Source organism: Faecalicatena contorta (genome assembly GCF_022835095.1).
Lineage (GTDB): Bacteria > Bacillota > Clostridia > Lachnospirales > Lachnospiraceae > Faecalicatena > Faecalicatena contorta.
The window spans coordinates 188,923-212,802 of record NZ_BQNQ01000001.1 but is presented as its reverse complement, the minus strand read 5'-3'; the positions used below and the strand labels follow the sequence as shown (position 1 = coordinate 212,802).

The following is a 23,880-nucleotide window of genomic DNA, read 5'->3' as shown; positions in this document are numbered from 1 at the left end:
TTCAACTCATTTCGCCGCAAACCCTCTTCTTATGAAATTCTGTTCGCATCAGCAAACATCTCTTTGATTGTTTTTTTATCTGTCTTAAGTCCCGGTGTCTTCGGAACTGCATCTGCAAATAAAATCTGCTCCGGTATCTTAAACTTTGCCAAACGGCTCTTCAAATCCGCTTTCAGTTCCTCTGCTGTCATCTGCACGCCGCTCTCAAGCACAATCAATGCCGCAGCCACTTCTCCGTACTTATCACTGGGTATCCCTACTACTGCTGCATCTTTAACTCCCTCAACCGCAACAAGTTCATCCTCCACATCTGTACACCAGATTTTCTCTCCGCCCCGGTTTATCATGTCCTTTTTCCGGTCTACGATAAACACATACGAGTCCTCGTTGATATATCCCATATCCCCGGTATTGAGCCATCCGTCTTCCGTAATCAGCGGGGTTTTCAGATGATAGTAATATTCACAGATATTTGCGCCTTTTAAATATACGACTCCAACCGTACCGTCCGGTACTTCCCGGCCATCGTCATCCAATATTTTCAGCATCAGCCCCGGAACCGGTTTCCCCTCTGACCCAGGATAAAGGCTTGTGGCCGCATCATACGGAAATACCGTTCCCGGTGAAGAAGTTTCCGTCATTCCATAAACGTTGCAAAATTTCATCAGCGGCATCCAGCGGTGTAGCTTCTTCATCGTTTCCACCGGCATATAACTGCTGCCGCATGCCAGTGTCCGGATACTCGGAAGTTCCGGGAATTCCTCACTGTAATCCAACAGCTGTCCGAATACGGTCGGTGAGCCGTGCATAAATGTGATTCCATCCCTCTTCACACCTTCAAGAATCCGCTTTGCATCGTACCGCTTATACAGATATATTGTTCCGCCGATATAGACAAACAGCCCAAGCAGCGCCACCAAACCTGTGATATGATAAATCGGTACGGGAATGATTGTTTTATCCTCCGGTCCAAGTTCAAGCAGTTTCTGATAGATCATCACCGCATGATTCACATTATAATTTTTTAAAATAACACCTTTACTTGCAGAAGTCGTCCCTGACGTAAACATCAGGATAAATTCATCATTCAATTCACTGCATCCCGGCTCCGCACACATCATCTCTGTGATATTTCCTTCTGCGACTGCCTCTGCAAAACCATATCCTTCCTCTTCATCTGCCGTTACCTCTACAAAGATTCCAGCTTCCCTGTAAGACCGGACCCATCCGTAATCCTCACTCGCCAGAATTCCCTGCAGATCCGCTTTTTTAATCAAAGAACGCACTTCCGGTTCCCGGTATTTTGTCGGAAACGGCACCGCTACGGCCCCCAGTTTACATAATGCATAAAAGGATGTTGCAAATTCAATTCCATTATTTAAAAGCAGTCCCACATGACTTCCTTTTTCCAAATGACGCACATATTTCAGATATGCCGCCATGGAATCCACCATGTGAAGAAATTCCCGATAACTGTAACAGCGCCCCCAGTTATCGCAAAGGCCTGTTTTTTCAGAGAATCTTTCTGCCGTATCTTTCAGCATCTCATAAAAACTTTTCTTCATTTTCGGAAAAGTATAAACGGTCCGGTCTCCGACAGTCAGGTCGCCCATCTCCTTCTGAAACCACATATTCCATACATCTTTTCCATTTAACATGATTACACCTCTTTTTTTCTGAAGCCGAATCGTTTATGTTTCGTTACTATTCACGGCCATGGGCCGTGCATAGTAACGGCATCTGGCTCATTTAAAGTCGCCTGTGGCGAGGAGCCAGATGCCCGACCCCATCACTTTATTGGCTCGGACGCCGTGCAGCGTGGTGCACGGCCCCGTGAATAGTAACTATGTTTCTCAGCTGCAAGCGCCTCTCCTGCAAGCGCAAGATACATACGCTCTATTTCTGATTCACAGAAAACATCTGCCCTCTTCTCATGTATCTCTTTGATTGTCTGATACACTTGTTTTCTGTGAATGACCGCAACCGAGCCCGGCATTTTCCTGTCTTTCCATGTCAATGTACTTGCATCCGGAAACACGACGATCGGATGAATCGTAAGTTCTTCTTTATTTAGCTTCCGAACAATCTGCGATTGGAAATATTGTATCTCATCCATCGGATTACGCATCATTTTAATTTCTACTTTAGCTTTTTCGCCTTTCTTTGCTTTTTCAACTGCCTGATATTTAAAATCCCCCCGGACTGATGCTTCAATATCGCCGGTCTGATTCTTAATATCCAATACATACATACCGCTGGTCAGCAAGATGATAACGTACGCCTGCGGGGTCTTTTCCCCCTTTGCAGCGGCAAGCTGATAAAAAATCCTGTGCCTGCCGAACCGCGAATCAAGGTAATAGCTTTCCGACAGTTTTGTCAGGCTTTTCTTCCTCATTGCATATTCCAGATAATTAGAATAGATCTCTTTATAGATACTCCGGCGAAAAAGATACCATCCGCTTCCGCCTTTAAAAACCGCAATAATTCCCACTGCCAGGAGCAGCCCCGGAAGTAATTCCAACCAAGCATCTTGTCCCATAGTCCACCTCATATACATTCACCGCTGATTGTCGGAAAGAATGCATTTCTTTTCTCAATCCATCAGTCTAACTCCGGCCCTTCATACTTATCGAAATCATAGCGGCCGCTGGAACCGATAACTCTCATGTAACTCTTAATAAATTCTTTCATTGCTTCCTGTGCCGCAATACAAAGATCCATGTAATCGATTTCCGGATTCTCCTCCAGAGCCTTTGCTGTTGCGATTCTCGCATGCTTGAACAAGTCTGTACATACATTGATCTTATTAATTCCATATGCTACCGCTTTTCTGATATTCTCTTCTCCGGCACCGGAACCGCCATGAAGCACAAGCGGCATCTGCAGTGTCTCTTTTAATAATTTCAAACGGTCAAAATCCAGTTTTGGGACAAATCCTTTCGGGTAACTTCCGTGAGCCGTTCCGATCGCCACTGCAAGGCAGTCGCATTCTGTTTTCGCTGCAAATTCCTTAGCCTGCTGTGGATCTGTGTACAAGTCTGCCTTTTCGTTATCTGCCTCTTTTGCCATTCCTACATGCCCTAATTCTGCCTCACAGGACAGTCCCATGCCGTGTGCAAGAGAAGCTACCAGCTGTGTTCTTCTGACATTTTCTTCAAAATCATAACTGGAAGAGTCAATCATCACACTTGAAAATCCATATTTCATAGCCGCTGTAATATCTTCAAGGTCAGCTCCGTGATCCAGATTGAATGCAACCGGAACTGATACTTTTTCTGCCATTCCTCTTATCATCGGGGCAAGAATATCCCCATGTCCGTGGGCTTTCATCTGACGGGGGGATATGTTGATAATTACCGCAGATTTTTCTTCTTCTGCCGACTGGATAATCGCCTTCGCCTGTTCCATATTTACACAATTGATTGCCATGACTGCATAATTATTTTGATGTGCATGCCAGAGCATATCCTTCATTGATACATACATATTATTACTCTCCTTATATCTCGGATTACCGTACATACTTTTCGGCACCCGGTAAAAATATATCTAGCCGTCTGTCTGGTTCTGCTTTAAGTGTAGAAAGGAAAAAGCCAAAGCTTCTTCCTTTCTGAAAAATTAGATAATAGATACAATGTCTTCTTCGGTTTCTACATATCCTTCCGGCAGCGGTCTTCTAAGGAGTGCATACAGTACGCCTGTAATACAACCGCCTAGCAGCCAAAGACCGATAAACAAAAGCGGGTTGGATGTCATGGCAATAACAAATGCACCACCATGAACTGCAGGAGACTCAAGTCCGAGCATCATACACAGACCTCCTGTAATCGCACCGCCTGTGCAGCAGGAAACTGCAACTCGAACCGGGTCTTTCATCAGGAATGGGATAACCCCTTCCTGTACGTAGCAGCATGACAGGATAAACAGTGATTTTGCCTGTTCTCTTTCAGCTTCTGTAAACTTCTTCTTTCCGCCGATGAAACATGCAAGTCCAATTCCCAGAGGAGAGGTCATGCCTGCACACATTTTAGCAGAAGTAGGAATTAAGAATCCGTCAGCATTCAGTCCGTTTACGAACAGAGCTGCTGTTTTGTTAATAGGACCGCCGTGATCTAGACAAATCATTGCTCCGATTACCGCACCAAGTACGAATCTGGAACCACCGCTCAGAGCCATCAGTCCTGATGTAAGCCATGCCATAAACCAACTGATTGGACGTCCTACTACATAATACATCAGCAGACCACAGACCAGTGTCGTGACTACCGGATAGACCAGAATCGGCATAATACCCTGTATCGCCTTTGGCACCTTAATTTTCTTTAACATAAGTACAAAATAACCAACCATGATACCACCGACAACCCCACCGACAAATCCGGTATTGATTGCGCCTGCAAGAGCACCCATTACAAAGCCTGGTGCAAGTCCCGGCTTATCAGCCATCGCATATGCGATAAATGCTGCAATAACCGGTACAACATAGTTCATCATATTCTGTCCGAGAAGCATGATTGCTTTTGCAATTGTATCAATCTGATCCATGTGGTTTCCGATATCATATCCGCCCATTGCCTTTGCAATTGCCTGAATTACACCTGCTCCTACAATTACTGGAATCATGTAGGAAATACCTGTCATAATAGAATCTCTCAGAAAAGCTCCCTGGCTTTTCTTTTTTGTTTTTCTTTTGATTTCTGCCATTATTCTAACGCCTCCAATAATTCTTTAATAATTCCTTCTGCATCTTTGATTGCTTCGCTGACACCGACGGTCAGTGTCGGAAGGTCGTCAAAACGCTCGGCGTTCTTTATTCTTACATCACTCGCAATAATTACTGCGTCTGCCCTTTTAAGATCTTCTTTTGTGATCTCATTCTCAACACCAGCAGCCCCCTGTGTTTCGATTTTGATTTCCAGACCTTTTTTCTTTGCAGTCTTTTCCAGATTGGATGCCGCCATATAGGTATGTGCAATTCCTACCGGACAACTTGTCACTCCCAAAATATACATATTACTCTTCCTCCTTTTTTGATGAAAACAACTCTTTGATTTCCTCGACTGTGGATGCACCTTTCAGCGTTTCCCGGAAATCATCATCCATCAGATTCGCCGCCAGCTTGGAAAGCATTTCCAGATGCGCGTTATCTGATGTGTTTGGTGCAGCAAGCATAATTACGTAGTCAACCGGACGTCCATCCAGTGTTTCCCATTCCACCGAATTTTTTAGTTTGACCAGCGTAAATGCTGCTTCTCTGACGCAGTCTGATTTGCAATGGGGTATTGCGACACCGTTTCCGACCCCCGTGGAAAATACGGCCTCTCTTTCGTAAAGTCCTTCAATATATTTATTCAGGTCATTTACTTTCCCTGCATCATACATCATTTTGCCAAGTCCTTTGATTACATCGTCTTTTGTCTTGGCTTCATATCCAAAATTAACAAGCTTTTCATTCACCATTTCTGAAACATTCATATTGTGTTTAATCCTTTCCTGCATGTCTATGCCTTTGTCAAAATATCTATCTCGCTAAATTTTTTTGCTCTCAATACCTGTTCAACATCTTTTATATTTCGTGTCAGATCCAGCACATCGCTGAAAATCCGCTGGAAGTTATTCTCCACCTTTGCATCCAATGCCAGCATGAAGACAATCTGTACTCTCTCTGAGCCCCATATGATGGGTTTCTGTAATGTCATGAATCCGATTCCCTGCTTACGTATGTGCCCTTCAAATGCATGCGGTATAGCTACCAGACTGCCTACTGAAGTTTCCGAAAGTTCTTCTCTTTCAAATACAGACTGTATATACCCTTCATCTACATAGCCTTCGCTGATCATCCTGCCTCCCAGAAGTTTGATTGCTTCTTCTTTTGACTTCAAATCGCAGTTCATAATAGAGATGGAACTATTCAAAAACTTCTTCAGGTAAAAATATTCAGTATTTTCTTCCTGTAGATGGCTTGTTTTTTTCTGAATATATTTTCGGATTCTCTGAATATCTGTTTCACTCAAAACCGACGATACATGAAGCACTTCGATTCCCTCTTTATAAATAGGCACTGTTGAGATTACAAAATCCTGTGCCTCCGGTTCTAAATTATCTGCCTGGTTTCCCGAGATAATCTGCTTGATTTCTATTTCCGGAAACAATCGTTTCAGCTTCATGGAAACAAACTGTGATGTTCCAATACCGGTCATACAGATAATTGTGACAGACAGATTTCTTTTCATTTTCTGTCGTGCACGTTCTATAGCCGCTCCTATGTGAAATGAGACATAGCCGATCTCATCCTCCGTCGTCTCCAGTCCGTATTTCTGTCCGAACTTTGATATCAGATAAGAAGCAATTTCATACTCGTAGAACATTTCCTTTTTCACCGAATCCAAAATCGGATTTTCCAGATACATCATGCTCTGGAACCTGTGAACCATACATTCCAAGTGATCGAACAGAGCGCATGCCAATTCGCTGTCTTCCTCCAGCTGCAGTTGATACTGTTCGTCCACTTCCCGCAGAAGAGACATGATATCTTCAAACATCTGAGGCTCTCTGGCACGGGTCTTCTCTCTGTCTTTTTCTTTCGTCATAGGAGTCTGATATCTGACTGCCAGAAGACACGTCATCAAAAATGTAATCTCAGATTCCGGAATTTCAACATCCAACTGTTCATATATCTGTTCCAGGATGTAACGGCTTACAAACCAGGCTTTTCTACCTTCACTGGCCTGTTCCTTTTTTTCCTCCGGCTCTGTCACGCATCCCATCTGAACTCTCGTTATCAGAATCGCAAGCTGAATCAAAAGTTCATCAAAGGAAATGTCCGTCAATACAAAATGGAACCGGTTCTCTGCCAATCGGATGATACGCTTTAAACTTTCCAGCCGCACTTTTGTAAACAGAGTCTGTATCTTCTCATTTTCAATTCTTCCGCTTTTTCCGCCGACCTTTTTCAGAACATCTGTCAGCGCCCATCGAATCTGTGTTTCCGAACCTTCTGCCTTAATCCCGTATTTTACTTTCTTTATGAAAGTAATACCGAATTTCTCCCAGAAGGAAATCAACTCCGACACATCATTCACAATCGTTCCTTTACTCACGTAGAGTAGATTTGCAATTGATTCCATTGATATATACTCTTTATTATGTAAGAGCAGATAAGCAGCAACGTAATACTTCCTCACATCCGATGAGATGTAGGAATCCTTCATCTCATACAAGACTGACTGCAGAAACTGTTCTCCGGCTTCATCATAATACAGCCAAAGGCCAACCCCCTGCTTTGTCTTAATACTGCAGGAATTTTTTTCTAGAATCTCCCTGATCTTCTTTATATCAGCCTTGATAGTCCTTGGGCTGACTTTTAATTCCGCAGCAATTTGTGATGTGGTAAACTTATTTTCATTTTTATAGAGCAAATGAAGGATTTTCTTTTCTCTTGGTAAAAACATTTGACCACCTTTCCTTGCTGTTCTGTAGATATTATACCTAGTTTCAGCAGTTATTTACAAATCAGTTAATTGCACTTTAACCAATGAACTTAGTGCAATCAATGGTAAATATATCATTTTTGACGAATTTATCCCCCCTCTTTTTGTGCACTTTAACTGATATTTCATTTATTTTACTTACTCTTCAAATTTCCGGTTACGTTTATCATACACTGTTTCTGTATTTTTGTATCTCTGCCTATACTTTTTCACTTAGTTGGTGCAATTTATCAAATATTCTTTTCTTCGGAAACGTCTATAATAATAGACAGCACAAAAATCTTTTATAATCAGGAGGATTTACACATGATTAATTTTGAATTTTATAACCCCACAAAAGTTATTTTTGGAAAAGGTGTTGAGGCAGAAGCCGGTAAAGTCATTCAGGAAATGGGCGGACACAAAGTACTTGTACATTTCGGCGGCGATTATCTTCAGGAAAGCGGTACTTTAGACCGTATTCACCAGGGACTTACTGAGGCCGGTCTGGAATATGTAGATTTGGGGGGAGTTGTTCCGAATCCAAGACTTGGATTAGTAAAAGAAGGAATCCGGCTTTGTAAAGAGGAAAGAGTTGACTTTCTGCTTCCCATCGGCGGCGGAAGCGCAATCGACTCTGCCAAAGGAATCGGTTACGGGCTTGCAAATGATTTTGAACTGGAAGACCTTCTGCTGGGCAAAACTGCCACCGACAAAATTGCACCAATCGGATGTATCTCAACAATCGCAGCAACCGGTTCTGAGACAAGCAACTCTATGGTAATCACCATCGAAGACGGCATGCTCAAGCGTTCTTACAACCATGACTGCGCCCGTCCCAAATTTGCGATCATGAACCCGGAACTTACATATACACTTCCTGCATATCAGACATCCAGCGGTGCTTCTGATATTATGATGCATACAATGGAGCGGTATTTTACAAACACAAAAGATGTCGACCTGATCGACCGTATGGCAGAAGGGCTTCTTGTATCTGTTCGTGAAGCTGCCCTGACTGCTGTTAAAGACCCTGAAAACTATGAAGCGCGCGCAACCCTGATGTGGGCCGGAAGCCTTTCTCACAACGGACTGACCGGAACCGGACGTGTATCCGACTTTGCATCTCACAAAATCGAACATGAGTTGGGCGGTATGTTTGATGTTGCTCACGGCGCAGGCCTCTGTGCCGTCTGGGGAAGCTGGGCAAGATATGTATATAAGACAAATCCTGCAAGATTCGCACAGTTTGCAGTCCGTGTATTTGATGCAGCACAGAACTTCTATGATACAGAGGCAACTGCCCTCAAAGGTATTGAGGCCTGGGAAGACTGGTGCCGCTCTATCGGAATGCCGATCAGTCTCCGTGAACTGGGTGTAACTCCCACCGATGCACAAATTGAAGAAATGGCTGAAAAATGCGTTGCTACAGGCGGAGGACACGTTGGCTTCTTCCAGACCTTATATAAGGAGGATATAATTAAAATTTTCGAAATGGCCCGTTAAATCCTTTTCTTTATCATCCTGCAAAAAAACAGGGGGCCGTCGGGAAATAAATGATTCATACTATATATTGCTGCCTGACTTCATAATCTGCCTCAATATGTAGCTTATGAATTACATTTCCCGACAGCCCCTGAATGCCGCCGCACCTCCTGCAACGCTCACGCCCCTTTTGGAATTGAGACTTGTGTGGTGTATATATCTGCCTCACTCAGCACATACAGTTCTCCTCCATGGATTTCCACCATTTTTTCCACGCTTTTGAGTCCGATCCGGTTGCTGTCGGTTTCATTTAGTTCTTTTTTGACTGTATTTATGAGGGTTGTTTTTAGCTGCTGTTTTTCTGTTTTGAAGGTGAGCCTGACAGGGTTTTTCTTGTCTCCGTATTTTAAGATGTTCGAAAACAGGTTGTTGAATATTCTTTTTAAAATTACTACATCACCCTTTATGAACCCCTGGCTTTCTTCGATATTTACTTCCGCTTCAAATCCGGCCAGACGCAGGAAGTCCAGGTTCTCCTGCAGAATTTCCAGCAGATCCTGTACCGGGACTTTTTCTATATTGACCGCTTCTGTTTCTTCAAACACCAGCGCATATTCGAACATTTTATCTGTCATCTCTTTGATATCGCTTGTTTTCTGCAGGCATCTTGCCAGGTACTCTTCTTCCATTGACTTGGGTATCTTCTTTAACTGGAGTACTTCCAGATATCCGTTAAGAATCGTCAGCGGGGTTCTGAGGTCGTGGGATATGGCTGTGATCAGATCCTGATTTGCCTTTCGGCTTTCTTCCTCCTGACGGATATTCTCATCCAGCGCAGTGCGGAGTTTGTCTAGTTCTTCTGCCAGTATCCCGATCTCATCTTCTCCGCAGTCAGGTACCGGATGCTTTAGATTCCCGGACGCCATCTGCAGCACCTCGTCCTTCAGACAGAGAACGTCCTTCATTCTCCGATTAATAAAAAACAAGTTTATTGTCAGGAACGCACCGACGCTGATCAGCACACTGAACAGAAGGTATGGGTACACGATCTTCATGGCGTGATAGGAATATATCATCACGCTGTATTTCCCATTGCGGAACTCCATTGGCCTCTCATCGAGGTTTTCAATCTCCCCTGATGAGATTTTGTATCCTGCATCCAGCAGGCTGCCGTATACCATCCGTCCTGTTATTTCGGGGTATGCTCCTGCCCTGAAAAGCCCTTCCCCTCCGATTTCGTAAACATAAAGACCCGTATACTCATCCTTTGGTGCAAAGAACGATTTGAATTCGGCCTGCGCTTCCTTATTTTCCTCCCGGTCCGGAACATCATAGTATTTTGCATTTGCTTCCAGTTCCTCAATCAGCGCATTCTTATCCCATGTGATCGAAGGGAATCTGCACAGGAAATCCCATACATTTCCCATATTAGACCAGATCCCCCAAAACAGAGAAAGACTTGCAATCGCAGCTGCCAGCATAAGTATTGAAAGCTTCGTCCGTATTTTCCATCTTTTTACTGAGGTCTTCATCTTCTTAATCACAGCGGTACCCCTTTCCCCATATGGTTTTGATCAGGACGGGATTCCTGGCATCCTTTTCAATCTTTTTGCGCAGATTTCTGATATGGACCATGATCGTATTATTGGCGCCGTAATAGTAAGGCTCATCCCAGACAGCCTCATACAGTCTTTCTGCAGAGAATATCTGGCGACGGTACTTTATCAGTAAATGGAGCATGGCATATTCCGTATCCGTTAGTTCAATCTCCCGGCCTTCCGCATACACCGTCTCATGCTCCTCATCGATCTCAAGATAATGAAAGTGCAGGCGCTTTTTTTCATGGCTTCCTCTCGCGCTGTTCCTATCCTCTACCGCGGAATCAGGATCTTCCTTGCCTTTATATATCTGGTAGCGTCTGATCAATGCTTTGGCACGGCTGACCAGTTCATTATAGGAAAACGGTTTTACCAGGTAATCATCCCCTCCGCTGGAAAATCCCAGTGTTTTGTCGCTCTCCTGTCCCTTAGCGCTTAAAAACAAAATCGGCGCGTTGCTCTGCTTCCGGATCTCCAGACAGGTCTGGTATCCGTTCATGCCCGGCATCATGATATCCAGAATAATCAGGTCAAACATCTGCAGCTCCAGCATTTCCAGGGCCTTTGTTCCATTCTTTGCTTCTTCTATGTCATATCCTTCCCCTTGAAGCAAGATTCTGATAATCTCACGAATCTCCGGATTATCGTCTACTATTAAAATTCTGGCTGTTTCCATTTTTACCAACCCCCTTGTTTCCAATATCATTATACATGATTTTAGAAAAAATATAGTTACTCTTAAGAATTCTTCAGATTCAGTTTGGGAATTCTTTAAGAAACGGGTTGTATAATCCACAAGTGTAAACAATATTCTGTAACCGCTCGTAAAAAGGAGAGAGTATGACAAACAAAAAGTATTTCTTCCCCGCACTGCTGGCCGGGCTCTTCATAATTCTGGTGCTTCTGACCATTCCGGGGGGATATTTCTATGGATCTTATACAGACTGGCTGAGCCAGCATGTCCGGCTTGCTGAGACAATCCGCGGCGCCTGCCTGGAACAGGGAACATTGGCGCCGGCTTTTCTGCCGCTCGGGGGCGGGAGTAATGGCTATCAGTTTTCTTACTATGGATACCTGAGGCCGGACATTCTGATCGGATGTCTCTTCCCCTCTGTTCCTATGGTATATTTTCTGGTCGGCTATATGCTGGCAGGATATTTCTGTTCCGTTATGCTCTGCTATTGCTGGCTGCTAAAACACACGCAGGATAAGGGGTCTGCCTTTCTTGGCAGCCTGTTCTTCCTGACTGCCGCATGTTTTTTTCAGACTCACCGGCAGATTATGTTTGTAAATTATATGCCCTTTTTGATGCTGGCACTTTTGTGTATTAAGAAAAAACGTTTTCAGTTTCTTCCGCTATGTATGCTGCTGATTTACCTTAACAGTTTTTATTACTCCATAGCCTGCCTTGCGGTCATTGGCTGGTATTGGATGCGTGAGGAGGGAAAGGAATTCTGGAAACATGGATTCCTTCAATATCTAAAATCGGCCTTTCTTTCCATCGGCATGGCGGCTCTTCTGCTTATACCGACCGCATTGGTCATCCTGGAACACAAACGCGCTTCCGAGAATCTGAATCTAATGGAAATACTTGGGGCAAATGCCGATATGCACGGACTCCTGTACAGTCCGTACGGAATGGGGCTGACCGCTATATGCCTGTACCTGCTGCTTTTGGGACTCTGCCATAAAAAGTACCGGACTGACAGTATTATGCTGCTCTTTGTTTCTTTCTGCGGAGCTGCTGCGTGGATATTGAACGGGACACTGTATGCCCGTGCAAAGATTCTGATTCCGTTTGTCCCCCTCGTTGTACTGCAAAGTGCGAAACTTCTAAATGAGCTGCGCATGAAAAAAATTACCTGGAGGCTATGGCCATGCTTGATTGCAGCTGCATGCTTGTTCTTTTTCCGTTCAAAGAATACATTTCCTTGGATAGCCGCTGACCTTGGAATCCTGCTATTGGTTGTTCTGGTCAGCAAAATTAGGGTAAAAGAACCCCTACTGAAGTTCCGGTATGTGACCAGCCGGGTTCTGCTATGTTTAATGCCTTGTATGCTGTTTTACCAAACCATGCAGAAGGAACATTTTGTAAAGAAAGAGGATGTTTTCACAGACATCTCCGTGCTGGACGGCAGCCCGGTGTATGGCGGATCTCCTCTCTACAGATACGACACCCTGACTGACGTACTCAATACCGGCAATCTTGCAGTAAACGGCAGGCAGCAGAAAAGTGCCATGTACTCCTCTATTTCTAATGAGGGATACTCTAACTTTTATTATGATACGCTGCTGTCCCCCGTTCAGATTAATAACAGGCTGGCGATCCTGCCCTCTTCCAATCCGTTTTTACTGAATTTCCTCGGGGTACGTTATCTTGAGACCTTTCAGGATCAAGTGCCTCCCGGATATCAAATCGTGAAAGCTGGGGACACTGAAAAAAACACGGCCGGCAAAAGTCTTCCTGTTCTGGCTGAAAATGAGAATGTACTGCCTGTTGCTTATACGACCAGCTCTCTCATGAGCCAGTCACAGTATGAAAAACTGAACAAATACGACCGGCTTGATGCCATAACCCGATATACCATTGTTCCTGGGAACGATACTGCCGATAAGCCTGCTGACGCAGCGGGATCTAATATGATGATTTATGAGCCTTCCTTTGAAGATCTTCAGATGCCGGACACGATTCAGGCTGAAAAAATGGATGAGGGATGGATTCTGAATGTGAAGAAGGAAACCACGGCTGCGCTCAAACTGAGCCAGTCTTTGAAAGAACAGATTCTCCTGCTGGATTTTGAAGTTGAGAATCAGGGACAGCACGCGGTTGTCATTGATATAAACCATATGAGAAATAAGCTGTCCGGTCCGGGCGCCCCTTACCCCAACGGAAACAATACTTTCCATTACCAGTTTACCAGTCCGTCTCAAGAGGGACTTAACACTCTTACTATTACATTTTCCAAAGGAAAATATCTGATAAAGAATATAAACTGGCATACCTATGACGTACAAAACCTTGCGGAAAAACAGTATACGGAGGTTGAAGAACACGCGCTTCAATCCGGTGAAATATTATCCTGCAGGGCATCTCTTGATGAGGACGGCTGCTTTGTAACCTCCATTCCTGTACAAAGGGGTATGGAAATCCTGGTTGACGGGAAAAATGTTCCTATCCTTACTTTGAACCAAGCATTTGCAGGAGTTCATCTGACAAAAGGAGTCCATGAAATCAGCGTTCGGTTCCATGCGCCGGGACAGCTGGCCGGATTTATCATTACGATTGGTTGTTTTCTGATTTATCTTCTTTACGCACTCCGGGCTCCCGGTCTGGCTCTTCTCGGGATGCTGAAAACCAAAAAGGAACTTGTACTCTACTGTTTAAGCGGCGGTGCGACAACCTTTGTAAATTATTTAATTTACTATGCGCTTTTAAAGATATATGTAGGGTACCTTGCAGCTAATACATTGGCCTGGGGAGGAGCCGTTATCACAGCGTATCTGTTGAACCGCAGACTGGTGTTCCACTCCCAGAAACAGATCCTGCAGGAATTCTCTTCTTTTGTATGTTTAAGGTTCCTGACGCTTCTGGTAGAAAATGCCCTGCTCTGGCTGACAGCAGGCGCCCTGGGCATACCGCCTCTGCCTTCTAAGATCATAGTAAGCGTAATCACTGTATTATCGAATTATTTGCTGTGTAAGTATAAGATTTTCCAAAAGGAGGAAATGAACCATGGATAAAATCAGCATTATCGTTCCCTGCTATAATGAAGAACAGGTGCTTTCCATGTTCTATCAGGAAACAGACAAGGCAGTCCGCGGCATAGAGACTGCAGAGTGTGAATTCATTTTTATTGATGACGGAAGCAGGGATCACACACCAGAAATACTGCAAAGCCTGGTTTATCGGGACAAGCGCTGCAAATACCTGTCATTCTCCCGGAACTTTGGCAAGGAGGCCGCTATGTATGCCGGCCTGCAGTATGCTTCCGGCGATTACTGCGTATTTATGGATGCGGATCTCCAGCACCCGCCCTTGCTTCTCAGGGAAATGTACAGGGTACTGAAAAATGAGGGCTATGACTGCTGTGCCGGATTCCGGGAAGACCGTGAGGGAGAAGGGCGGGTCAGAAGTTTTCTTTCCCGCGGATTCTATAAGATCGTTAACAAAATCTGTGATATGAACATGAGTGACGGGGCCGGGGATTACCGCATGATGAACCGAGCGATGGCCGACTCAATCCTAGAATTCAAGGAATATAACAGATATATGAAAGGAATCTTTTCATTTATCGGTTTTGATACCAAATGGATTCCATTCCGCAACGTGGAACGTGCCGCGGGAAACAGCAAATGGAGCTTTAGAAGCCTGTTCAGATATGCCCTAGACGGAATATTCTCCTTCTCAACCGCTCCGATTACGCTTGCCGGAACAACCGGCAGCCTCCTGCTGGCTGCCGCCCTGCTGCTCGGAATTACCGTGGCTGTACGAACGTTTATCTTCGGCTATGCGGCCAGCGGAATCCTGCTTGTAGTGCTGCTGATATTGGGATTGAACGGGATACAGCTGCTTTTCATATCCGTATTGGGTCAGTATATCTCTAAAGATTACATGGAAACAAAAAAGCGGCCTCTATATATTGTAAAGAGAGAAGAAGGGTTTCGATAGTTCAAAGGGGTCTGTCCCCTTTGCGGAGGGGTCTGTCCCCTTTGCAGAGGGGTCTGACCCCTCCGCAAAAGGGTCAGACCCCTTTAGCAGATTTCGGCACCGGCCGGCATGTCTTTCTCTGGTGTCATCAGTGCGAGACAGCCATCTGCGTCTTCTGCGCAGAGCAGCATTCCCTCTGACAGTACTCCGGCCAGCTTTGCTGGTTTCAGGTTGACAAGCACCATGACTTTCTTGCCTACCATCTCTTCCGGTTTGTAGTATGCCTTGATGCCTGATACGATCTGTTTTACCTGGCTTCCGACTTTTACCTGGGAACAGAGCAGTTTTTTGGATTTCTTCACTTCTTCACAGGCAATAATTTCTCCAACCTGGAACTGCATTTTCCCAAAATCTTCAAATGTGATTTCAGGTTTTGCCTCTATGTCAATGACGGTTTCTTCTGCATCTTTGGATCCAGTCTCTGCCACAGGCGGATGCAGCTCTTCTACTTTTTTCAGTACCTCTTCCAGGTCAAGCCTCTGGAACAGAATTTCTGGTTTATCTGTGACATGGCCTCCATTCAATTGTTCCAGAATCTTCTTACTGGTGGACGGCATGAAGGATTCCAAAAGTACGGCTCCTGCGGAAATTCCCTGGATCAGGTTCCACAATACGGTTTCCAGCCTGTCTTTTTTGGCCTCGTCTTTTGCAAGAACCCAGGGCATAGTCTCGTCAATGTATTTATTGCAGCGTTTAAATAAATTAAAGATTTCCGTAATGGCATCTGCTACGCGCAGTCCTTCCATCTTAGATTCTACTGCCTTTGGCGTCCCCTCCATGACCGCTTTCAGGTCTGCATCCACTTCCTCCGCAGCGCCTTTATCGCATACCGTTCCCCCAAAATATTTATTGGTCATGGACACGGTTCTGTTCACCAGGTTGCCTAAGGTGTTTGCGAGGTCGGAATTCAGACGTTCTACCATCAGTTCCCAGGAGATAATGCCATCGTTCTCGAAAGGCATTTCGTGGAGTACAAAATAACGCACGGCATCCACACCGAAGAAATCAACCAATTCATCGGCATACAGCACATTTCCCTTGGATTTGCTCATCTTACCGTCGCCCTGCAGCAGCCACGGATGCCCGAAAATCTGCTTCGGCAGCGGAAGATCCAGCGCCATCAGGAATATCGGCCAATATATCGTATGGAAACGGATAATATCCTTACCGATCAGATGAAGATCTGCCGGCCAGTCTTTTTTAAATTGTTCTGTATGGTTTCCGTCACAGTCATACCCAATACCTGTAATATAGTTCGTAAGCGCATCCAGCCATACATATACCACATGCTTAGGGTCAAATTCCACAGGAATTCCCCATTTAAATGATGTTCTGGATACGCACAGATCCTGCAGGCCAGGCAGAAGGAAATTGTTCATCATTTCGTTTTTACGGGACACAGGCTGGATAAACTCCGGGTGTGTATTAATATGCTCGATCAGACGGTCCGCATATTTGCTCATTTTAAAGAAATACGCCTCCTCCTGCGCAGGCTGAACCTCACGCCCGCAGTCAGGGCATTTCCCATCCACAAGCTGAGACTCTGTGAAGAAGGACTCGCATGGAGTGCAGTACATGCCCTCGTAATGCCCTTTATAAATATCACCCTGGTCGTACAGCTTTTTGAAAATCTTCTGCACCTGTTTTTCGTGTTCTTCGTCAGTAGTGCGGATAAATTTGTCATAGGAGGTATCCATCAGATCCCAGATTCTTCTGATATCGCCTGCCACATTGTCCACAAATTCCTTAGGGGTGATTCCGGCCTCGTCTGCCTTCAACTCGATTTTCTGGCCGTGTTCATCTGTGCCTGTCTGGAAGAACACATCATACCCCTGGCTTCTTTTGTACCTTGCAATCGCGTCTGCAAGGACGATTTCATAGGTGTTCCCAATATGCGGTTTGCCGGATGTATAGGCAATCGCTGTTGTAATGTAATACTTTTGTTTTTCTGACATGATTCTCTCTCCTTTAAGAGCGCCGCCCTGTCCGTGGAAGGGACGCCCCGATTTCACTGTTGACCTGTACCAAAACGCTGTCAGGCCGGTATTCTTATAACAGAACAAAGTGGGCAAGCCCACATGGGCTTCCCCCCCCTCACTATGAGGGGCTTGCACACTTTGGCGCCGCCGCGATGCCGCCTTGCGGCTATATACCTTATCGCGGCGTGTGCATCCTCCCGGAGGGTTTTTTATGATATAGGAAATTCCAGTGGAATTTCCTATATCATAAAAAACCGCCCTCTTAATCAATATTAAGAAGACGGATCCTATCCGTGTTACCACTTCCAATTCACTCTGACCTCACGGACAGAGCCTCAGTAAGTGCCAGCCAGCACTCCTTCGCTGTAAAGGGCGAACCCATCGCAGCCTTGCACAGAACCTCCGGCGGCATACTAAAGAATTCCTCGGACTGCCTCTCGTCTGTTCTTTGTTCGGTGCGCCGCTCAGAAGCCATCTTCATCTGCCCTTCATTCATCCCTCTCAGCGTTCGTTCCTATGTTGAGGAACTGTGGGAATTCTCTGTGGAATGTCCTGCAGACTACTCTCTCCGTCACTGCGTTTTCATTTCTGTTTGGTCTGTTAAAAAGCGTATCACAGCCATTTCCGAATGTCAAGGGTATGACTTTATAAATTCTAAAGATCCCTTCATAAAGTTTAAATGATTCTTTTACAAACTATTAATGCTGATAACACAATTTTGTCACATTTTTTGTTTAAATTATAATCATACAAAGCAGAAATGCTTTTTCAGATAAATTTTTTTTCATACCTTTCTCCGCCGGAGCCCACAGCCCCGGCTTTTTTAATGCTATAAAGTATTCTATCTAAGGCTCTATCAGATATCCTTTTCTCCGGAGCATCTCTTCTATCATGTCCAGGGTCTCTTCATTATCTGCCTCCACTTTATGATAGTGATAGTTCGATGTGATATTCTTGAGCGGACTGGATTTTCCGCTTCTGATGTCTTCCATAAACTCCATGACTTTTCTTCTGGAATTGATGTTAAGTTCCGCCTCCATATGCCCGTACACCCGATGATTAATCATAACATTGACGACCCGCCCGCCCAGGTCTACGATGGAACACAGTTCATTTTCCAGGTCGTCGTCCGTATGGTTTACTTTAAACACCCGGCCGGCGGACTTCGGCGTATTCAGGATATATCCCCTGTTTGTGGAAATGATATCGTGTCCGGATGCGCGGATCAAGGCGATATCCTGCACGATAACCTGACGGCTCACTTCATATTCCTGTGCCAGTGCTTTGCCGGATACCGGTACGGCACTGTTTTTTATATGGCTCACTATAGCATTTCTGCGTTCAGAACCTGTCATCATGGGATGCTTTCACCTGCCTTTCTGTCCGTCCATATTTATACTGCGTGAAGATTCTTCAGCGATATATCCAGGATTGGTGCGGAATGTGTCAGCGCTCCGCTGGAAACATAGTCTACACCAAGCGCGGTAATCCTGCCGATGTTCTCCTTTGTCACATTTCCGGAACACTCTGTTTGGGCCCTGTGGTCTATGATACGGATGGCTTCCTGCATCTCTTCTGTCGTCATATTGTCCAGCATAATGATATCTGCGCCGGCTTCAACAGCTTCTTTTACCATATCCAGGTTCTCAACCTCAACCTCAATCTTCCTCACAAATGGCGCATAGTCCTTCGCCATCTGTACGGCCTTTGCCACGCTGCCTGCTGCGCCGATGTGATTATCTTTTAGTAAAACACCGTCTGACAGGTTATATCTGTGATTGTATCCACCGCCTACCCGCACAGCGTATTTTTCAAAAATCCGCATATTAGGCGTGGTCTTTCTTGTATCCAGCAATTTTGTCTTCGTTCCTTCCAGAAGTGCCGCTACGGAATGCGTATAGGTCGCGATTCCACTCATTCTCTGCAGGTAATTCAGCGCCACCCGCTCGCCCGATAAGAGCACCCGGATATCCCCTGTTACTTTTCCCATGAGCTGGCCTTTCATGACCTGATCGCCGTCTTTGCAGTAAAATTCTGCCATAACCTGACTGTCCAGCAGCTCGAATACCCGTTTAAATACATGGAGTCCGGCGATGATTCCGTCTTCTTTACAGATCAGCTCTACCTCGCCTTTCACTGCTTCTTTCATCACTGCATTGGTGGTAACGTCCTCACTGGAAATGTCCTCCTTTAGCGCCTCTAAAATCAGGTGGTCAGCCTGTAATGTCATTGTAACATCATTCATTCGTCCTGTTCTCCCTTCTATTTTCTGATTATTTAATCCGGTCCCCCGCAAGCATTCGGTTTAAGGCAAGCCTGCGCCATTTTCCTGCTGTTCACGCCGTTTCTTCCTTTTGAGTTTCTGTCCCATACATCTCTTTGACCTTTGCAGCCGCCCGCTTTGCAAACACCAGGCTCTCCAGCAGGGAATTGCTGGCCAGACGGTTGGCGCCGTGGACGCCATTGCAGCTTGTTTCTCCCACGGCAAACAGGCTGTCCATGGATGTCTGGCTGTCGGAATCCACCCAGATGCCGCCCATGAAATAGTGCTGGGCAGGAACCACCGGAATGTATTCTCTGGTCACATCATAGCCTTCTTCCAGACAGTGCCGGCAGATGTTAGGGAAATGGCTCATGAGGGTTTCTTTATCAATATGTTTCATAGAAAGCCACACATAATCTGTTCCATCCTTTTCCATCTGTTCATGAATCGCTTTTGTCACAACATCGCGCGGAAGGAGTTCATTAACAAAACGCTCCCCTTTTTTATTGTAAAGGACGGCCCCTTCTCCTCTGACCGATTCGGAAATCAAAAACCGCCTGCCCGGTTTCCGTGAATACAGCGTGGTGGGATGGATCTGCACATAGTCCAGATGTTCCAAACGGATGCCGTGTTTTTTCGAGATTTCTATGGCATCCCCGGTTAAATGAGGATAATTGGTGGAATGTTTATAATTTCCCCCGATTCCCCCACTTGCCAGAACCGTAAAATCCGCGTAGATCTCTATCTTACCGTCTGCCTCCGACTCTGCCAGAACCCCGGTGCAAATTCCGTTTTCTTCTATAATATCGGTCATAGTTTTATATTCCAAAATCGTTACATTCTTAAGCCTTTTAACCTGGGCAAGAAGCTTACTCGTAATCTCTTTTCCTGTAATATCCGCATGGTACAGGATTCTGGGAGTGGAATGCGCGCCCTCCCGCGTATAGGCGAAACCGTCTTTGCTGCGCTCAAACTCCACTCCATATCCAACCAGGTCGTCTATGATTTCCCGGGAGCTCCGTATCATAATATCCACCGACTCCCTGCGGTTCTCGTAATGCCCTGCCTTCATTGTATCTTCAAAATAACTGTCGTAATCATCCTCGTCCCGGAGAACGCAGATACCGCCCTGGGCCAGAAAAGAATCACTGCTCTCCACATCCGATTTGGTAAGCATCAGGATCTGCTTATCCCGCGGCAGATTCAACGCACAGAATAATCCTGCCACACCAGTACCAACAATTACGACTTCTGTTTTCATTTCCATAACAGCCCCACAGCCTTTCCTATTTCGCCAACTCCAGCATCCTTTCCAGTGGTTTTCTGGAATTCTCTCTCCGTTCATCCGATACCCGTACCTCATTCTCTCCGGTCTTCAGCACATGCAGTATTTTTTCCAGTGTAATAATTTTCATATCCTCACAGACAGGTTCTGTCTCCGTAAAATAAAACTTTTTTTCCGGATAATCGTTCTCCAGTTTGTGGCGGACTCCATTTTCTGTACAGATAATAAATTCTCTGCTGCCGCTTTTGCCCGCATAGTCAATAATTCCGGTGGTGCTGCCTATGTAGTCCGAAAGCTCCAGCACTGCCTTGGGACACTCCGGATGGGAAAGAACCTCCGCCTCCGGATGCATCTTCTTCGCTTTCCTGATCTCCGCAACACTCATTTTTTCATGAACCGGACAGTATCCCTCGTTGTAAACAAAATTCTTTTCCGGAACCTGCTCAGCCACAAAATGGGCCAGATTTCTGTCCGGGATAAAAAAGATATTTTTATTGGGTATGGCCCTCACTATTTTAACCGCATTTGCCGACGTCACACAGACATCCGAATGCTCCTTGAGTTCCGCAGTGGAATTAATATAACACACCACAGCCAGATCCTCGTATTGCTCCCGCATCTTCCTGATCGTGTCAGTATCCGCCATATGCGCCATTGCACAGTCCGCTGAAGCATCCGGCATCAGCACCGTCTTCCCAGGATTCAGCACCTTGGCGCTTTCTCCCATAAAAGAAACCCCGCAGAACACAATCGTCTGCTCCGTAAGCTCTACTGCAACCTTGCTTAAATAAAAAGAATCACCTATGTAGTCCGCAATGTCCTGCACTTCCGGATTCACATAATAGTGAGCCAGAATCACAGCATTTTTTTCCTTCTTCAACCTATTAATCTCATCGGCTATTGTCATCTTTTTCACACCTCTCCTGCCCCTTGGGGCTTATGTATTCCTTTGCAGAAAACTTCTGCGGTAAATTCTCATCATTATAGCACATAAGTTTACAGGTGACAAGACAGTAAAGGGGTCAGACCCCTTTGCCTTCCATTTTCCAGCAATTCTGAATATTTATTTCTCCAGCAGATCTGCATACTCTATTATTCTCCCATTAATGAAGGTTTTCCCTGGATTAATAGATAATTTATCCTTTATAATACAAAAAGATGCCGGATAACTCCTGCATCTCTTCGTTATTGTCTGAATATGGTGTTCAAAGGGGTCTGACCCCTTTGCTGACCCCTTTGCTGCCCTCTTCGCTCCTCTTTCGCTGCCTTTTCACCCCAATACAACCGGTACCGACTTATACCCCACGCCCATTCTGTCAATTCCCATATCGATCAGCTGAAGAAAGTGTTCTCTCGTCCGTATGCATCCGCTTCCTTTGACTTTTGCCTTTCCGGCCACTTCTTCCATAATCACTTTGATAATTTCCGGTGTAGCTCCATGGGCCTCGAAGCCGGTGAGAAAACCGGTGCTGGTTTTTACGAAATCTACTCCCGCATCTATGCAGCAGTGGCATCCCCGTCTTACCTGCTCCTCATTTAAGGCATCTGTTTCCAGGATAACCTTGATTTCTCTTCCGTATTTGTGCGCCGCCTCTGCGCACTTTTTCAAGTCTTCTGTTACTTTGTCGTATAATCCTGCTTTTATCCATCCAAAGTTTGCTACGATATCCACTTCTTTTACAGTATCGTATTTTGCTACATTTTCGATCTGCTGTACACGGGATTCTGTGGAGCTTGTTCCGAATGGAAAATCTGTTACCGGGCAGAGCATGGTGTCTGTTCCTTTTACATATGGTTCACACAGTTTCATATATCCGGGGTTGATGCAGATTGTTGCACATCCCAGTTTTACCCCATCCTTCGTCAGCTCAATGATCTCTTCCTCTGTGAACTCCGGCTTTAAGACCGAATAATCAATGTATGCGGCCAGCTCTCTGGTTGTCATGTCACATGCTTTTTTATCAGGTTTCATTTTGTCTCCTCCTATTGCCTTCTCTTTATGATTTATTATCAACTCTTATTTAGAGTTAATTTCATTTTGATATTACTCATACTTATCTGAATACAGTTTTTAAACCCGAAACCCAATCTGTAAATGAATCCAAATACGATCGGGAGGACCTGCCGCCCAGCTTATTTCCGATTAGCCAGAAAGCTTGTAACTTCCTGCAGCGACGGTGAACCTTTTGTACCGCCCCGCTTTGTCGCAGCCAGCGCACCGGCGGCGTTCGCAAAGCTCAGGATCTGTGGGAAATCTTCCGAGACGATCTTGTCAATGCCGCCCTTTTTCTTGATCTGATAGAGCAGTCCGGCAAAGAAACAATCCCCTGCTCCTGTCGTGTCCACGGCCTCTATCGGATAAGATTCAACCAGACCGGACCTGCCATCCATATAGTAATAAGACCCTTTCTCCCCCAGCGTTATAATAACAATTCTGCATCCATATCCCGAGAGTATCTCCGCGGCCCCTTCCCAGCTTTCGGCGCCCGCCAGCAGACAGGCCTCCTCCTCCGAGGATTTATAAAGCGTTACATAGGGCAGCGTCTCCCGCATAATGCGTATCATGTCTTCTTCACTTTTCCAGAGATTATATCTGTAATTTACATCCAGCACGATGGGGATCTTCTTGTCGTACACCGCACGCAAAAACCGCCAGGTTGCAGAACGCACAGGCTCATCCGTCATACACATTCCCGAAAATGCAGCCATGGAAGATTCTACAGCCTTTTCAATCGGCAGTTCCTCTTCCCGGAGCCAGATATCAGCCCCGAACCGCCGAGAAAAACTGAAGCTTCTCTCCCCGTCTTTATCCAGCGTCACAAATGCCTGAGTCGTAAAATGCATCGGATCCATAACACATCCGTCCATGCTGACCCCATACCCCGCCATCTTCTCCCGGATCAGATGGCCCATACAATCCTCGCCAATCTTCCCCACAAACATCGTGTTCAGACCCAGTTTGCTTCCGGCCGTCAGCAGATTCGCCACCGTCCCTCCCACCTCACACTGGTAAACAGGTGCCTCAGGAGTATACTGAGGCGCCGGGATAAAATCAATCAGGGCATCCCCGATTGCACATAAATCAAACATACT

General features: G+C 45.4%; 20 protein-coding genes. 3 read left to right on the top strand and 17 right to left on the bottom strand.

The window, feature by feature from the left end:
* Nucleotides 1-29: 29 nt before the first annotated feature.
* The 7 genes from MWG26_RS00905 to MWG26_RS00875 form a co-directional block, all read right to left on the bottom strand.
* Entirely contained in the window at nt 30-1,658 is a 1,629-nt protein-coding gene (locus tag MWG26_RS00905) for a class I adenylate-forming enzyme family protein (protein WP_025654045.1), read from the bottom strand.
* A gap of 131 nt (nt 1,659-1,789) precedes the next feature.
* A complete protein-coding gene (locus MWG26_RS00900; protein WP_025654044.1) occupies nt 1,790-2,539 on the bottom strand; it encodes a nuclease-related domain-containing protein in 750 nt (249 codons plus the stop codon).
* A 62-nt stretch (nt 2,540-2,601) separates the two neighbouring features.
* Nucleotides 2,602-3,486 (bottom strand): class II fructose-bisphosphate aldolase, encoded by an 885-nt coding sequence (locus tag MWG26_RS00895; RefSeq protein ID WP_025654043.1) that lies wholly within the window; start codon nt 3,484-3,486, stop codon nt 2,602-2,604.
* Between the two features lie 132 nt (nt 3,487-3,618).
* The gene (locus tag MWG26_RS00890; RefSeq protein WP_025654042.1) at nt 3,619-4,704 is read right to left on the bottom strand and encodes a PTS fructose transporter subunit IIC; all 1,086 of its coding nucleotides are present in this window, start codon (nt 4,702-4,704) and stop codon (nt 3,619-3,621) included.
* Complete coding sequence (locus MWG26_RS00885) at nt 4,704-5,012, bottom strand: PTS fructose transporter subunit IIB (RefSeq protein ID WP_025654041.1); 309 nt, start codon at nt 5,010-5,012, stop codon at nt 4,704-4,706. The genes MWG26_RS00890 and MWG26_RS00885 overlap by 1 nt, the downstream gene beginning before the upstream one ends.
* 1 nt (nt 5,013) lies before the next feature.
* On the bottom strand, nt 5,014-5,475 hold the full coding sequence (locus tag MWG26_RS00880) for a PTS sugar transporter subunit IIA (protein ID WP_025654040.1): 462 nt from the start codon (nt 5,473-5,475) through the stop codon (nt 5,014-5,016).
* A gap of 26 nt (nt 5,476-5,501) precedes the next feature.
* Nucleotides 5,502-7,451, bottom strand: a complete 1,950-nt coding sequence (locus MWG26_RS00875; RefSeq protein WP_025654039.1) for a BglG family transcription antiterminator — start codon at nt 7,449-7,451, stop codon at nt 5,502-5,504.
* Nucleotides 7,452-7,796: 345 nt separating this feature from the next.
* On the opposite strand from MWG26_RS00875, the gene MWG26_RS00870 reads away from it, so the two are divergent.
* Nucleotides 7,797-8,975, top strand: coding sequence for an iron-containing alcohol dehydrogenase (locus MWG26_RS00870; protein ID WP_025654038.1), 1,179 nt, complete (start codon nt 7,797-7,799; stop codon nt 8,973-8,975).
* 158 nt (nt 8,976-9,133) lie between these two features.
* Here MWG26_RS00870 and MWG26_RS00865 read toward each other — a convergent pair whose 3' ends face one another.
* Entirely contained in the window at nt 9,134-10,498 is a 1,365-nt protein-coding gene (locus MWG26_RS00865) for a HAMP domain-containing sensor histidine kinase (protein WP_049915265.1), read from the bottom strand.
* Nucleotides 10,491-11,228: a response regulator transcription factor gene (locus MWG26_RS00860; RefSeq protein ID WP_025654036.1), complete on the bottom strand. Its 738-nt coding sequence runs from the start codon at nt 11,226-11,228 to the stop codon at nt 10,491-10,493. The genes MWG26_RS00865 and MWG26_RS00860 overlap by 8 nt, the downstream gene beginning before the upstream one ends.
* Nucleotides 11,229-11,392: 164 nt before the next feature.
* Here MWG26_RS00860 and MWG26_RS00855 point away from each other — a divergent pair, with 164 nt between their 5' ends.
* On the top strand, nt 11,393-14,293 hold the full coding sequence (locus MWG26_RS00855; RefSeq protein WP_117441155.1) for a YfhO family protein: 2,901 nt from the start codon (nt 11,393-11,395) through the stop codon (nt 14,291-14,293).
* Entirely contained in the window at nt 14,286-15,221 is a 936-nt protein-coding gene (locus MWG26_RS00850) for a glycosyltransferase family 2 protein (protein ID WP_117441156.1), read from the top strand. The genes MWG26_RS00855 and MWG26_RS00850 overlap by 8 nt, the downstream gene beginning before the upstream one ends.
* Nucleotides 15,222-15,304: 83 nt before the next feature.
* Here the strand turns inward: MWG26_RS00850 and metG are convergent, their stop codons facing one another.
* From metG to MWG26_RS00810, 8 genes are all read right to left on the bottom strand, one after another.
* Nucleotides 15,305-17,215 (bottom strand): methionine--tRNA ligase, encoded by a 1,911-nt coding sequence (metG, locus tag MWG26_RS00845; protein WP_025654035.1) that lies wholly within the window; start codon nt 17,213-17,215, stop codon nt 15,305-15,307.
* A 334-nt stretch (nt 17,216-17,549) separates the two neighbouring features.
* Complete coding sequence (locus MWG26_RS00840) at nt 17,550-17,735, bottom strand: hypothetical protein (RefSeq protein ID WP_025654034.1); 186 nt, start codon at nt 17,733-17,735, stop codon at nt 17,550-17,552.
* A 349-nt stretch (nt 17,736-18,084) separates the two neighbouring features.
* Nucleotides 18,085-18,594 (bottom strand): transcription repressor NadR, encoded by a 510-nt coding sequence (locus tag MWG26_RS00835; RefSeq protein ID WP_025654033.1) that lies wholly within the window; start codon nt 18,592-18,594, stop codon nt 18,085-18,087.
* Nucleotides 18,595-18,632: 38 nt separating this feature from the next.
* A complete protein-coding gene (gene nadC, locus MWG26_RS00830) occupies nt 18,633-19,484 on the bottom strand; it encodes a carboxylating nicotinate-nucleotide diphosphorylase (protein WP_025654032.1) in 852 nt (283 codons plus the stop codon).
* A 91-nt stretch (nt 19,485-19,575) separates the two neighbouring features.
* The gene (locus MWG26_RS00825; RefSeq protein WP_117441157.1) at nt 19,576-20,769 is read right to left on the bottom strand and encodes an L-aspartate oxidase; all 1,194 of its coding nucleotides are present in this window, start codon (nt 20,767-20,769) and stop codon (nt 19,576-19,578) included.
* Nucleotides 20,770-20,788: 19 nt separating this feature from the next.
* Nucleotides 20,789-21,694: a quinolinate synthase NadA gene (gene nadA, locus MWG26_RS00820; protein WP_025654030.1), complete on the bottom strand. Its 906-nt coding sequence runs from the start codon at nt 21,692-21,694 to the stop codon at nt 20,789-20,791.
* Nucleotides 21,695-22,057: 363 nt separating this feature from the next.
* Complete coding sequence (gene deoC, locus MWG26_RS00815) at nt 22,058-22,759, bottom strand: deoxyribose-phosphate aldolase (protein ID WP_025654029.1); 702 nt, start codon at nt 22,757-22,759, stop codon at nt 22,058-22,060.
* A gap of 161 nt (nt 22,760-22,920) precedes the next feature.
* Nucleotides 22,921-23,877 (bottom strand): carbohydrate kinase family protein, encoded by a 957-nt coding sequence (locus tag MWG26_RS00810; protein WP_025654028.1) that lies wholly within the window; start codon nt 23,875-23,877, stop codon nt 22,921-22,923.
* Nucleotides 23,878-23,880 lie beyond the last annotated feature (3 nt).

Excerpts from the sequence above, each read along its gene's own strand:
- MWG26_RS00860 (WP_025654036.1), bottom strand. The coding sequence starts at position 11,228 with ATGGAAACAGCCAGAATTTTAATAGTAGACGATAATCCGGAGATTCGT.
- nadA (WP_025654030.1), bottom strand. The coding sequence starts at position 21,694 with ATGACAATAGCCGATGAGATTAATAGGTTGAAGAAGGAAAAAAATGCT.
- MWG26_RS00895 (WP_025654043.1), bottom strand. The coding sequence starts at position 3,486 with ATGTATGTATCAATGAAGGATATGCTCTGGCATGCACATCAAAATAAT.
- MWG26_RS00885 (WP_025654041.1), bottom strand. The coding sequence starts at position 5,012 with ATGTATATTTTGGGAGTGACAAGTTGTCCGGTAGGAATTGCACATACC.
- MWG26_RS00835 (WP_025654033.1), bottom strand. The coding sequence starts at position 18,594 with ATGACAGGTTCTGAACGCAGAAATGCTATAGTGAGCCATATAAAAAAC.
- MWG26_RS00855 (WP_117441155.1), top strand. The coding sequence starts at position 11,393 with ATGACAAACAAAAAGTATTTCTTCCCCGCACTGCTGGCCGGGCTCTTC.
- nadC (WP_025654032.1), bottom strand. The coding sequence starts at position 19,484 with ATGAATGATGTTACAATGACATTACAGGCTGACCACCTGATTTTAGAG.
- MWG26_RS00890 (WP_025654042.1), bottom strand. The coding sequence starts at position 4,704 with ATGGCAGAAATCAAAAGAAAAACAAAAAAGAAAAGCCAGGGAGCTTTT.
- deoC (WP_025654029.1), bottom strand. The coding sequence starts at position 22,759 with ATGAAACCTGATAAAAAAGCATGTGACATGACAACCAGAGAGCTGGCC.
- MWG26_RS00880 (WP_025654040.1), bottom strand. The coding sequence starts at position 5,475 with ATGAATGTTTCAGAAATGGTGAATGAAAAGCTTGTTAATTTTGGATAT.
- MWG26_RS00840 (WP_025654034.1), bottom strand. The coding sequence starts at position 17,735 with ATGAATGAAGGGCAGATGAAGATGGCTTCTGAGCGGCGCACCGAACAA.
- MWG26_RS00905 (WP_025654045.1), bottom strand. The coding sequence starts at position 1,658 with ATGTTAAATGGAAAAGATGTATGGAATATGTGGTTTCAGAAGGAGATG.
- MWG26_RS00900 (WP_025654044.1), bottom strand. The coding sequence starts at position 2,539 with ATGGGACAAGATGCTTGGTTGGAATTACTTCCGGGGCTGCTCCTGGCA.
- MWG26_RS00825 (WP_117441157.1), bottom strand. The coding sequence starts at position 20,769 with ATGGAAATGAAAACAGAAGTCGTAATTGTTGGTACTGGTGTGGCAGGA.
- MWG26_RS00870 (WP_025654038.1), top strand. The coding sequence starts at position 7,797 with ATGATTAATTTTGAATTTTATAACCCCACAAAAGTTATTTTTGGAAAA.
- metG (WP_025654035.1), bottom strand. The coding sequence starts at position 17,215 with ATGTCAGAAAAACAAAAGTATTACATTACAACAGCGATTGCCTATACA.
- MWG26_RS00810 (WP_025654028.1), bottom strand. The coding sequence starts at position 23,877 with ATGTTTGATTTATGTGCAATCGGGGATGCCCTGATTGATTTTATCCCG.
- MWG26_RS00875 (WP_025654039.1), bottom strand. The coding sequence starts at position 7,451 with ATGTTTTTACCAAGAGAAAAGAAAATCCTTCATTTGCTCTATAAAAAT.
- MWG26_RS00850 (WP_117441156.1), top strand. The coding sequence starts at position 14,286 with ATGGATAAAATCAGCATTATCGTTCCCTGCTATAATGAAGAACAGGTG.